The organism is Massilia oculi (assembly GCF_003143515.1).
Lineage (GTDB): Bacteria > Pseudomonadota > Gammaproteobacteria > Burkholderiales > Burkholderiaceae_D > Telluria > Telluria oculi.
The window spans coordinates 4,821,690-4,833,397 of the sequence record NZ_CP029343.1 but is presented as its reverse complement, the minus strand read 5'-3'; the positions used below and the strand labels follow the sequence as shown (position 1 = coordinate 4,833,397).

At 66.8% G+C, this 11,708-nt stretch carries 10 protein-coding genes and 1 riboswitch; of the genes, 6 read left to right on the top strand and 4 right to left on the bottom strand.

Annotation, left to right across the window (positions count from 1 at the left end):
* The first annotated feature begins 5 nt into the window (after positions 1-5).
* Both DIR46_RS21840 and DIR46_RS21835 read left to right on the top strand, forming a co-directional pair.
* Complete coding sequence (locus tag DIR46_RS21840; RefSeq protein ID WP_109347121.1) at positions 6-1,211, top strand: MFS transporter; 1,206 nt, start codon at positions 6-8, stop codon at positions 1,209-1,211.
* A gap of 20 nt (positions 1,212-1,231) precedes the next feature.
* Positions 1,232-1,408, top strand: coding sequence for a hypothetical protein (locus DIR46_RS21835; RefSeq protein ID WP_370659948.1), 177 nt, complete (start codon positions 1,232-1,234; stop codon positions 1,406-1,408).
* Positions 1,409-1,502: 94 nt separating this feature from the next.
* Here the strand turns inward: DIR46_RS21835 and DIR46_RS21830 are convergent, their stop codons facing one another.
* Positions 1,503-2,210 (bottom strand): glutathione S-transferase, encoded by a 708-nt coding sequence (locus tag DIR46_RS21830; RefSeq protein WP_109347120.1) that lies wholly within the window; start codon positions 2,208-2,210, stop codon positions 1,503-1,505.
* A gap of 292 nt (positions 2,211-2,502) precedes the next feature.
* Between DIR46_RS21830 and DIR46_RS21825 the strand changes: the two genes are divergently transcribed.
* Together DIR46_RS21825 and DIR46_RS21820 are read left to right on the top strand one after the other, a co-directional pair.
* Positions 2,503-3,396 carry a DUF535 family protein gene (locus DIR46_RS21825; protein ID WP_109347119.1) on the top strand — a complete coding sequence of 298 codons (894 nt, stop codon included), beginning with the start codon at positions 2,503-2,505 and terminating at the stop codon, positions 3,394-3,396.
* Between the two features lie 61 nt (positions 3,397-3,457).
* Positions 3,458-3,555, top strand: a riboswitch (TPP riboswitch).
* Between the two features lie 81 nt (positions 3,556-3,636).
* A complete protein-coding gene (locus DIR46_RS21820) occupies positions 3,637-5,763 on the top strand; it encodes a TonB-dependent siderophore receptor (protein WP_109347118.1) in 2,127 nt (708 codons plus the stop codon).
* 48 nt (positions 5,764-5,811) lie between these two features.
* Here DIR46_RS21820 and DIR46_RS21815 read toward each other — a convergent pair whose 3' ends face one another.
* Positions 5,812-6,723, bottom strand: coding sequence for an HDOD domain-containing protein (locus DIR46_RS21815; protein ID WP_229446356.1), 912 nt, complete (start codon positions 6,721-6,723; stop codon positions 5,812-5,814).
* A gap of 354 nt (positions 6,724-7,077) precedes the next feature.
* On the opposite strand from DIR46_RS21815, the gene DIR46_RS21810 reads away from it, so the two are divergent.
* Both DIR46_RS21810 and DIR46_RS21805 read left to right on the top strand, forming a co-directional pair.
* On the top strand, positions 7,078-9,339 hold the full coding sequence (locus DIR46_RS21810; RefSeq protein WP_109347116.1) for a TonB-dependent receptor domain-containing protein: 2,262 nt from the start codon (positions 7,078-7,080) through the stop codon (positions 9,337-9,339).
* A 21-nt stretch (positions 9,340-9,360) separates the two neighbouring features.
* Positions 9,361-10,500, top strand: a complete 1,140-nt coding sequence (locus DIR46_RS21805; RefSeq protein WP_109347115.1) for a hemin-degrading factor — start codon at positions 9,361-9,363, stop codon at positions 10,498-10,500.
* 3 nt (positions 10,501-10,503) lie between these two features.
* On the opposite strand, the gene DIR46_RS21800 is transcribed toward DIR46_RS21805, so the two are convergent.
* Together DIR46_RS21800 and pnuC are read right to left on the bottom strand one after the other, a co-directional pair.
* Positions 10,504-11,022 carry an AAA family ATPase gene (locus DIR46_RS21800; RefSeq protein WP_109347114.1) on the bottom strand — a complete coding sequence of 173 codons (519 nt, stop codon included), beginning with the start codon at positions 11,020-11,022 and terminating at the stop codon, positions 10,504-10,506.
* Positions 11,019-11,621 (bottom strand): nicotinamide riboside transporter PnuC, encoded by a 603-nt coding sequence (gene pnuC, locus DIR46_RS21795; protein ID WP_109347113.1) that lies wholly within the window; start codon positions 11,619-11,621, stop codon positions 11,019-11,021. Before pnuC ends, DIR46_RS21800 begins: the two co-directional genes overlap by 4 nt.
* Positions 11,622-11,708 lie beyond the last annotated feature (87 nt).

Genomic DNA, 11,708 nt, shown 5'->3' with positions numbered 1-11,708 from the left:
ATCGCATGCCACTCGCACTCTGGGCGCTCACCTTGAGCGCCTTCGCCATCGGGACGACCGAATTCGTGATCGTCGGCCTGATCCCCACCATCGCCGCCAGCCTGGGCGTATCGGTGCCCTCGGCCGGCCTGCTGGTCAGCCTGTACGCGCTGGGCGTCGCCATCGGCGCGCCTGTGCTCACCGCCCTTACAGGCAAAGTGCCGCGCAAGCACCTGCTGCTCGGCCTCATGGTCCTGTTCACCCTCGGTAACCTGGTGGCCTGGATGGCGCCGAACTACGAAGCGCTGATGGCCGCGCGCGTCCTCACGGGCCTCGCGCACGGCGTGTTCTTCTCGATCGGTTCGACCATCGCCACCAGCCTGGTGCCGAAGGAAAAAGCGGCCAGCGCCATCGCGCTGATGTTTACGGGTCTCACCGTGGCGCTGGTCACCGGCGTGCCGCTCGGGACTTTCATCGGCCAGCATTTCGGCTGGCAGGCCACCTTCCTGGCCGTGTCGCTGCTGGGCGTGATCGCCGTGATCGGCAGCGCCATCCTGGTGCCGTCGGATATCGCTGCCAGCCGCCCATCCAGCATCCTGAACCAGCTCGCGGTGCTCAAGAAACCGCGCCTGCTGCTGGTGTACGCCATGACCACGCTCGGCTACGGCGGCAGCTTCATCGCCTTCACGTACCTGGCGCCGGTGCTGCAGGAAGTCTCGGGCTTCGCGGCGTCCACCGTCAGCCTGGTGATGCTGGTGTACGGCGTTTCGGTCGCGGCCGGGAATATCTGGGGCGGCAGGCTGGCCGATCGCCACGGTCCGGTGCCGGCGCTGCAGATCGTGTTCGCCCTGCTGGCCGTCGTGCTGCTGGCACTGACCTTCACCGCGCCGAGCAAACCGCTCGTGCTGATCACGGTGCTGGCCTGGGGCGCGGTCGCTTTCGGCAACGTGCCCGGCCTGCAAGTCTATGTCGTGCAGCGCGCCGAACGCGACGCGCCGCAGGCGGTGGACGTCGCCTCGGGCCTGAACATCGCCGCCTTCAACGTCGGCATCGCCCTGGGCGCCTGGGGCGGCGGCCTGATCGTCGCCCACCTCGGCCTGATGGCCACGCCCTGGATCGGCGCCCTGGTCGTCGTCGGCGCCCTGCTGCTCACCACGCTGGCCGGCTGGCTCGACCGGCGCGAAGGCGTGCCGGCCAAGGCGGCCGTGCACCGTGCCGTCGCCACCCATTGATTCCTTTCAAAGCACACGTCATGAACATGCCACGGCTGGGTCTCGGGGCCTTCCGCCTGCAAGGGCAAGCCGCGATCGACCCGGTTGCCACCGGGCTGGAACCGGGCTACCGCCATACCGATGCCGCCCAGATCGACGGCAATGAGACCGGGGTCGGCCAGACGCGGGAACCCGGCCGGCAACCTGCGGGCGCTTGAACTCGTGCTGAGCCGGGAGGACAGCGCCGCCATCGATGCGCTCGACCATGGCGGGCGCCTGGTCAGCCCTTGTTTCGCCCCGGCCCGGGATTGATTACTGATCGAGCTCGGGATAGCGGCGGAAGATGCCTTCCTGGTTGAACGGAATGCGCCGTTCGGACGCCAGGTAGGCGGCGATATTGGGCCGCGCGGCCACGCGGTCGCGCAGGCCGGTGAGCTCCGGATGCTCCTGCTCGATCTTCTTCATCGCATTCGGGAAGGCATGGCGCAGGCCTTCGATGACCTGGAACAGCGACAGGTCGGCGTACGTCACCTTGTCGCCCGTGAGGTAGTCGCGCGGCTCGGGGTTGGACAGCAGGCGCGCGAAATAGGCCATGAACTTGGGGATGCGCGACTCGACGAAGTCGGCCGAACGGCGCAGCGCCTCGGGTTTCTGGTCTTCGTAGTACAGCGCGGACGCGATCGGGTGGTGGGTGTCGTGGGCCTCGGTCACCAGGTCGGCGATGGTCAGCTGCAGCTGGTGCACCCACAGGCGGCCCGGGTCGCTGCGCGGCGCCAGGCCGTGCTGCTCGCCCAGGTAGAGCAGGATGTTGGCCACCTGGCCGATCACCAGCTCGCCGGACTTCAGGAACGGCGGCGCGAAGGCCGGATACTCCTCGACGTCGAGCGCCGCCATCAACAGGTCGACGCCGCCCTCGCGGCGCGCCACGTCGACATAGTCGGCGCCCGCTTCTTCCAGCGCCAGGCGGACGAATTCGCCGCGTCCCTGGATGCTCGGCCAATAGAACAGTTCATACGCCATCTGCTTCCTCCATTGCTGGTTGGTTCCGGCGCATTATCGATGATGAATGAAGAAGCGTGGCGCGCCGCAAACATGGTAGTCTTGTCGTACTTGCCTGATAACAACCATAAGTCGACACATCCAGAGAGAGGCCCCATGACAGATCACGCCCGCCTTGGTTCCCAAGCACTATTTGCACTTCGTCCGGGCACGCGCTGGCAATTCGGCACATAATTGCAGAACGGAATTATTTCTTGCCATTGCCGGGCTTGCCCGGCAAGCCGAAGACCCTTTACGCCGAATGGAGCGCTCGATGATCTTCGCTCGACTCACCCAACGCTGGCATGCGCTGCGCTACTGGCGCGAGCACCAGTCCCTGTCCCGTCTCAAGCTGGTGCGCCGCCTCGAAAACGCGCCCGCCGACGACCTGTTCCGCCAAGTGAGCGGCCGCGACTACCTGGCCCGCGGCATGAAAGTACGCGAGCGCATGCGATGCGTGCTGGCCCACTATCGCTTCGAAGAGGCGACCTTCAACGCCGCCTACCGGCAGGCCGCGCACCACGGCGGCCTGGTGTTGTGGCAGCATGAGGATGAAAGCGGCAGTTTCATCATGCGGCTCGAGCACGCGCCGCGCATCGACCCGGAAGGCGAGCTGACGCTGTCCCTGGTCGTCGACGGCGCGGTGCTGCACCGCCTGTCCTGGACCTGGGTCGAGGGCGCGGTGGTGGGCGTCGACCTGCCGGTCGTTCCCTTCGTCACCCGCAACGCCGGCCTGTGGCGCGATGCCGGCGGCGCCTTCGACGCCTTCGAGCGCGTGTTCCCGAACAATTCGCCGAGCTTCTTCTGCTTCGCCGCCCTGCAGGGCGCGGCGCAGGCGCTCGGCTTCGACCGGGTGGTCGCGGTGCGCGGCAGCGCGCACGTGGCCTATGAAGCGGCGCAAGACAAGGCGTTCGAGAACGCCTACGACGGCTTCTGGCGCATCCTGGGCGGCGCCGAACTGGACGCGCGCAGCTTCCTGGTCCCGCTGCCGTTCTACCTCAAGCCATTGCAGGACATGCCATCGAAACACCGCAAGCGCGCGGCGCAGCGGCGCGAACACTGGCGCGCCATCGGCGACGCGGCCCGCACTGCCCTGCTGCGCCATATGGTGACGCCGGCCGCCACCGGGGCCGCGGCGGTCGGGGCGCCGTCCACCGTGAAAGCCTGAGCGGCGACAATCGAACCGCCTTGACAGATTCACCACGGCCACCCGGGGCCGTGATACACTCGCGATTCGCTAGGGGTCCTGGAACGCTGTTCCGGGTGAGAGATACCCTTCGTACCTGATCTGGATAATGCCAGCGAAGGAAAGCGCAAAGCAGCACCTCCATTCGTTTGCCCTTCCCCCACGTTGGCTCCGGCTTTGATAAAAGCGGCGCGCCACCTGGCGCGCGAAAACGAGCAAACCATGACATTCACCTCGAAGCACACCGTACTTGCCTGCGCCATCGTGCAGGCGTTTTCCCTGTCGTCCCAGGTCTTCGCACAAGAGCCTGCGTCGGTCGTCGTCACCGGCAGCAAATGGATCGCGCTTGATCGCGCCAGCGTCGGCGGCTTCTCCGACGTGCCGCTGCTGGAGTCGCCGGCCTCGATCACCTCGATCAGCCAGGGCCAGATGCAGGACCTGTCGATCCGCAGCGCCACCGACGCCGCGCGCTACGACGCCTCGATCGGCGACGCCTACAATGCGATCGGCTACGCCGAGCAGTTCTCGATTCGCGGCTTCGCGCTCGACAACGCCACCAGCTACCGCAAGGACATGATCGCGATCCCGGGCGACACCCAAATCCCGCTCGAGAACAAGGAGCGCATCGAGGTCTTGCGCGGCCTGGCCGGCCTGCAGGCCGGCGTCGCGGCGCCGGGCGGGATGATCAACTTCGTCACCAAGCGCCCGACCAACGCGCCGCTGCGCCAGGCCACGGTGGAGGTGCGCGAGCGCGGCACCGTGTACGGCGCGGTCGACCTGGGCGGCCGCTTCGAAGACCGCCGTTTCGGCTACCGCATCAACGCCGCAGCCGAAGACCTGAAGTCCTATGTGCGCGGCGCCGACGGCGAACGCCAGTTCGTATCGGCCGCCTTCGACTGGCAGATCACGCCGGACGCGCTGTTCCAGATCGACCTCGACCACCAGCACAAATCGCAGATCACGGCGCCGGGCTACCAGCTGATCCGCAATGAAGCGCTGCCGACCGGGATCTCGGCCAAGACCCTGCTCAACGACCAGCCGTGGACCAAGCCGGTCGATACCGACAGCAGCAATCTCGGCCTGCGTTTCGAGTACCGCATCAGCAACGCGTGGAACGCCACCGTCAGCGCCAACAAGCACTGGTTCAAGCGCGACGACTTCACCGCCTTCCCCTACGGCTGCAGCAACGAGGGTGACGGCTACTACCCGGGCTACTGCGCGAACGGCGACTACGACGTCTACGACTTCCAGAGCACGGGCGAGCGCAAGGCGCCGTGGGGCCTGCAGGCGATGCTGCAGGGCCGCTTCGACACCGGCGCGGTGCGCCACGCCTTGACCATCGGCGGCTCGTATGCGGAGCGCCACGACAGCTTCGGCGAATACGTCTACGACTACGTCGGTTCCAGCAATATCTGGAACCCGGCCATCGTGCCGCCGGTAGCCAGCGACCGCGTGACCGGCCCCGTGATGGAACGCCGCAGTACCGAAGAACGCTCGCTGTTCGTGCAGGACGTGATGACCTTGTCGCCCCAGTTCACCCTGCACGCCGGCGTGCGCTACGTGAAGCTCAAGCTCGACGCACTGGAAGAAATCGAGGGCGGCTGGGTGCACACGAAGGATTCGTTCGCGCTGCCGAACGTGGCGCTGGTGTACGCGCCGGCGCGCGACTGGCGCGTGTACGGCTCGGTCAGCCACGGCCTGCAATACGGCGGCATCGCGCCGATGGAAACCACCAACCAGAACACCGCCCTGCCGCCGAGCCGCTCGAAGCAGCTGGAGTTCGGCGTCAAGCGCAACGTCAACGACCAGCTGGCGCTGTCGGGCGCGCTGTTCGAGATCCGCCAGGGCCTGGAATACACGAACGCCGCCAATACCTTCGTGCGCGCCGGCGAGCAGACCCACCGCGGCGCCGAGCTGTCGGCGATGGGCCGCGCCACGCCCGACCTGAGCTACAGCCTGTCGCTGATGGCGCTCGACACCGACCAGAAGGACACGGGCGACGCATCGACCGAAGGCAAGCGCGTGACCAATGTGCCGGAGCTGCGCACCACCGCATGGGTCGAGTACGCGGTGCCGCAAGTGGCCGGCCTGAAGCTCGACGCGCAGTGGCAGTATTCGGGCAACAAGGTGTTCGACCCGGCCAATCGGGTGAAGGTGCCGGGCTATCACGTGGCGGGATTCGGAGCGTCCTACCTGCTGCGCGCGGGTGGGGTGAACACGATCATCCGGGCGCGGGTGGACAATGCCTTCGACAAGTCCTACTGGCGCGATGTGACGCAGTCGCTGGGTGGGTATTTGCTGCCGGGGGCGCCGCGCACGTTCAGGTTGTCGGCGCAGATCGACTTCTAAGCACTTGCTCGCTTCGCCTGCCACGCGCACCGTGGCAGGCGTCATGCCTCAATCCGACAAATCCACCAGCTTGCCCAGGCACCGCCGCTGGAATCCATTCAAGCCGCGGGTAATGAGCTCGTCATCCTCTTCGATCACCTCGGCATCGAGCAGCAGCCGCAGCTTGGCGATGCGGTCGCCCTGGTCCAGCGCCTGGGACAGGTGCGAGCCATCCGCTTGGCCGGCCTGCTCGATCGCCTCCACCACCTCGGGCGGGAAGTCCCAGTGGTTGGCGATCACCGACGACAGCTGGCGGCTGGCCGCGAACAGCGCGACGCCGAATTCGCTGGAACCGGGCACCCTGCCTTCGCAGATGCGGTCGGCCACCTGGAATGCGACCTGCAGTCCCAGGTTCTGCATCAGGCCGGCCAGGTAGGATTCGAACACGCCGGCCGACAGGCCCGGCGCCATCACGCTGGCGGCGAACGCGCAGCGTTCGGAATGCTTCCACACATTGGGCGCCACCTGGCGCGCCACGCCCTGGACCTTGACCCGCACGAGCGGCCGGAACGCGATGCGCGCCAGCAGCATGCGCAAGCCGTTCAGGCCGAGCATCGTCACCGCGCCCTCCAGGGTCTCGATCGGCGTCACCGGCCGGTAGTAGGCGCTGTTGGCTTCGCGGATCACTTCGGCCACCAGCACCAGGTCGCGCCCGACCTGGGCCGACAGCGCACCGGTCGAGATGTTCTCGTCTGACAGCGCGGTCAGCAACTGCGACACCAGTTCGGGGACGCGCGGCACCAGGCCGGACGCGCAGACCGGATCGGCCGCCAGCGAACGCACTTCGGCCAGGATTTGCGCTTCCTGCTCGGCTTGGGCGTTGAAGCCGCTGGACGCGGTGAGCCAGCGATAGAACGTGGCGTGGACGTCGTTCGCCATGTCTTCGTCGTGTTCGATCGTCGCCGCGCGGACGCTTGCCACGGCTTCCGTCTCCTTCTCTGAACCGCCCAACATCCGTCCTAGCCAGTTTTTCATAGCGCCCCGCCGTACGTTCGAAATCCAATGATTGTAATGCCTTCTGGAAACAAATAGTCATCAGGAGGTGAAGATTTATCGTTCGTAACGACATACAACCGCGGTTCGCGTTGGTGCCCTGTGCGTGGGGTCAAAAGATATACGCCAAAAAAGTCGGGAGAGATTATTGCAAATGATAATGATTATCATTTAGTATACATCATAAATGAGAATCATTCTTATTGAGAAGCTCGCTCGAGCACGCCTGCCTGCGCACGCGTGCCGCGCGGAGCATGTACAACCCCTCTTGACTGGACCACCATGGCAGCAACCCTTCCCGGCCTGCGACGACTCCCTGCCCTGTTCGCCTGCGCCTTCGCCACCCAGGCGATCGCCTTTGATGCGCCCGCCGCGCCGGACGCAAGCTCCCCACTCGACCCCATCGTCATCACCGGCCAGCGCCTCGACAAGGCCGGCACCGTGACCTTGCTCGATGCCGCCGCCCTCACCCGCCAGGGCGTCACCGATATGCAGAACATGGCGCGCTACGCGCCGCTGGTCAGCGTGCCGGGCGCCGCCAGCGGCAGCGGCAACGTCTGGGATGGCGCCGGCAATACCGGCTTCAATATCCGCGGCGTCGAGGGCAACCGGGTGGGCCTGGACCTGGATGGCATCGCGCTGCCCGAGGCCGCGCCGAAGCCCGACGCCTCGACCCTGAACGGCTTCGGCGTCGGCCGCGATTACTTCGATCCCGAGACCTTCCGCTCGGTGACCATCGGGTCCGGCACAGCGCCGGCCGGCGCCGGGACCCAGGGCCTGGGCGGCAACGTTTCCTTCGTCACCAAGGCGCCGGAGGATTACGTCAGCGAGGCCCGCCCCTCCTATGCCGAGTACAAGTTCGGATCGAACCGCGCCAACGACATGCGCATGCATGCGCTGACCGGCGCCGCGCAGTCCGGCGCGCTCAAGGCGCTGGCGGTGCTGGTGCACCGCGACGGCAAGGAACTCGACTCGACGGGCAGCGCCCCGCTCAACCCGGACGACTGGGATTCGGATGCGCTGCTGGCCAAGCTGTCCTGGACGCCGTGGGCCGGACACCGCTTCACCGCCACGATCGATGCCTTCCGCGCAAACCACGCTCGCGCCTACGACAACAAGCAGGGCGCCCTGTATCCCGAAGGCGCGAACCAGGCCGGCAGCACCAGGCGCGACCGCTTCAGCATCGACCACCTCGTTCAGGGCGCCGGCGCATGGTTCGATACGCTCGAGAGCCGCCTCCATATCCAGGACAGCGAAGTCGAAGACATCACCACCGCCCGTTACATCACGGGCGGCCAGCCGGTGCTGCGCCATATCGCGACCAGCTTCAACAACCGCAGCGTGGGCTTCGCCAGCAACGCCAGCAAGCGGTTGGGCAGCAACGAGCTGGCGTATGGCGTCAGCATCGAACAGGCCGACACCGAGCGTCCATGGCGCGAGGAACGACTGGTCGTCAACACCGGCGCCCAGCAGGTCACCAACAAGAACCGCATGGCCGACATGCAGTCGCTGCGCTTCTCCGGCTTCGCGCGCGCCGAAGTCGTCCTGTCGTCCTGGGCCAGCGTCACGCCCGGCCTGCGCTACGACTGGCGCGAACTCAAGCCGAACAGCACCGCCAACTACGCGATCGGGATCCCCAATGCCAGCCGCGAACTGAAAAAGGAAACGGACAGCCATCTCACGCCCAGCCTCACCATGACCGCGCAGGTCGCACCCAGCCTGCAGACCTACCTTCAGTACAGCCGCGGCACGCGCCTGCCGACTTCCGCCGAACGCACCGGCACTTACGATTCGCTCAGCTACACCGGCACCGGCAACGCCTACGCCGTGATCGGCAACCCGAACCTGGACAAGGAAACCAGCAACGCCTTCGAGCTGGGCCTGAAGGGCGCCGTGGCGCGTGGCCTGCGCCTGCATGCCGCCGTGTTCAACACCCGCTACAAGAACCTGATCGAATACGCGTCGCAGCCGGCCGACCCGGTCAACTATCCGAACATCACCTTCGGCCTGTTCCGCCCCGAGAACATCGGCACCGCGCGTATCTGGGGCGGCGAGCTGACGCTGGACGCCGACCTGGGACAATGGAACCAGTCGCTCAGGGGCGGCAAGCTGACCCTGGCCAGCGGCGTCCAGCGCAGCAAGGCGACGAACACCCGCACCGGACTGGAAAGCGAGCTGGCGTCGACGCTGCCCGGGAAGACCAGCATGATCGCGGCCTGGGACCATCCCGCCCGGCGCGGCGGCATCGCCCTCGCCGCGGTCCACACCCGCGCCAAGCAGGCCGAGCGCGACGTGATCGGCGGCGTGAACACGGCCTACTTCGCGATCCCGTCAAGCACGGTGATGGACCTGACCGGATACTGGAACATCAACGAGCACGCGTCGATCACCGCCGGCGTCTACAACCTGGCCGACAAGAAGTACTGGGACTATGCCTCGTCGCGCAGCCTGCCTGCCGCTACCACTGCCACCACCGCGGCCGACATCGAACGCCAGGCGCGCCCGGGACGCCATGCCGCCGTCACCCTCAAGCTGGTCTATTGAACGAACAAGGAGAACAACCTCATGAAACTCACCCGTCACCTCCTGGCCGCAGCCATTGCCCTGGCCTTGACCCCGGCGCAAGCCGCCCCGCAACTGGCGCAGCAATGGGCTGAGCTGAAAGCCAGGCAGCCGCGCCTGCAGATGCGCGACGCCGCGCGCCAGCTGAAGGTATCCGAAGCCGAGCTGCTCGCCACAGGCGTCAAGAGCACCGTGGTGCGCCTGAAGGAAACCGACCACGCGCCGCGCGAGATCATGCGCCGCGCCCTCGACCTGGGCAAGGTGATGGCGCTCACGCGCAACGAGAACGGCGTGATCGAAACCACCGGCACCGCCATGCGCATCCCGAAGCAGGCCGAGCAAGGCAGCGCCGACGAAGCAGAACGCGAGGCCCGCAACCTGAACATCGCCGGCGGCTACCTGGGCGGCCCGATCGACCTGCGCTTCCAGTTCGCCAAATGGAAGTACGCCTTCGCCGTGACCCAGCCCGGCCGCGACGGCGCCATCAACCGCAGCCTGCAGTTCTTCGACGCCAGCGGCAACGCCGTGCATAAGCTCTACCTGCGCGACGACGCCAATGTTGCGGTGTTCGACAAGCTGGTGGCGGACTTCCGCCATCCGAGCCAGGGCGCGCAGCTGGACGTGGCGGCCGCCGCGCCGAAGCCCGCCGAAAAGCCCGACAGTGCGATCGACGTCAAGGAATTCCAGACTGCCTGGCAAGAGATGACCGACGTCCACCAGTTCAACCGCATCGTGTTGGAATTCGGCCTGACGCGCGAGCAGGCGCTGCGCCTGGCCCCGGCCGGCGTGGTGCAGAAAGTGACGCCGCGAGCGGTGCGCAAGCTGCTCGAGGATGCGGCCAAGGACGGGGTCGCGATCATGGCCTTCCTCGGCAATGGGGCGCTGACCCAGATCTACAGCGGCAAGGTGAACAGGGTGATGGCGGCCGAAGGCTGGTTCAACGTGCTCGATCCCGACTTCAACCTGCACCTGCGCGACAGCGCCTTCAGGAGCGGCTACGTGGTGCGCCGCGCCGGCGTCACCTCGGTCGAGTTCTTCGACGACCAGGGCGAACTGGTGGTGACCTTCTTCGGCGTGCGCGAGCGCGGCAAGCCGCAGCCGCAGTCGTGGCTCGACCTGGCGGCGGGCCTGCCGAAGGCCTGAACATCAGGCCTGGCCGAGCAGCCCCCGAACCTGCCGCATCCGGTGCGGCAGGTCGCCGGCCAGCAAGGTGCAGGGGATGCCGCGCGCGGCCAGCGTCTCCACCAGCATCCGGTGCACCATCTGGCGCACCTCTTCCGATTCGCGCTGCAGGCCGTCCGGCTCCCACGGGGTGTCGGGTGCGGTGACGAAGGTCCAGGCGTAGTCGTGGCGCGCGTCCAGCAGCGCCAGTTGCGCATCCACCCTGCCCCAATACACGCGGCTGTACAGCGCCGTCATCAAGGGCGTGGTGTCGCAAAAAAGGAAACGGACGGCTTCCCCCGCCGCGGCATCCTCGCGCGCGCGCTGGGTCAGCGCGATGCCATACTGGTCTTCCTCGTACGGCACCCGTCCCAGCGTATCGACGAATTCGCGCAGGTATTCGGGCACCCACAGCGTGCCGTATTGGCGCGCCAGGGCTTCGGACAAGGTCGACTTGCCGGACGACTCGGCGCCCAGGATGGCGATCCGCTGCACCGCGCTCATGATGCCTTGCGCGCCAGCGCGGACCAGGTGCGCAGGCCGGCGATCGCCAGCAGCACGAACACGCCATACAGCACGGCGGTCAGCACCAGGCCCTTGTACAGGTAGAGGCCGACGTACAGGATGTCGACCGCGATCCACACATGCCAGTTCTCGACCTTTTTCTTCGCCAGCAGCAGCTGGCCGACCAGGCTGCCGGCGGTCAGGAAGCCGTCCGCGTGCGGCACGTCGGTGTCGGTGAAGTTGTCGAGGAAGGTCGACAGCAGCACGAAGCCAGCCAGCCAGGCCGCCAGCGACCAGGCGCGCCCGCCCGGTTTCAGGAAGGTGGGCGCCAGCGGCGCCGCACTGGCGCCCGCGGCGCCGTGCAGCCACTGGTACCAGCCCCAGACCGAGGCTGCGATGAACACGAACTGCAGTCCCATGTCGCCGTACAGGCGCGCGTCGTAGAACACCACCGCATAGGTCGCGGACGAAGCGATCGAGAACAGCCAGGCCCAGTGCTTCTGGCGGATGTTGAGCACGACGGTGGTGACGGCCAGCAGGAAGGAGATCAGTTCCAGCGGCGAAGTCGTGAGGCCGGCGAGGATGAGGGGTTCGTTCATTCTTGTTGGCGGAAGAACCGTCGTCCCCGCGCGGGCGGGGACCCAAGCTTGCGTGCAGCCCGACAACGCTCGCAAAACTGGGGTTCC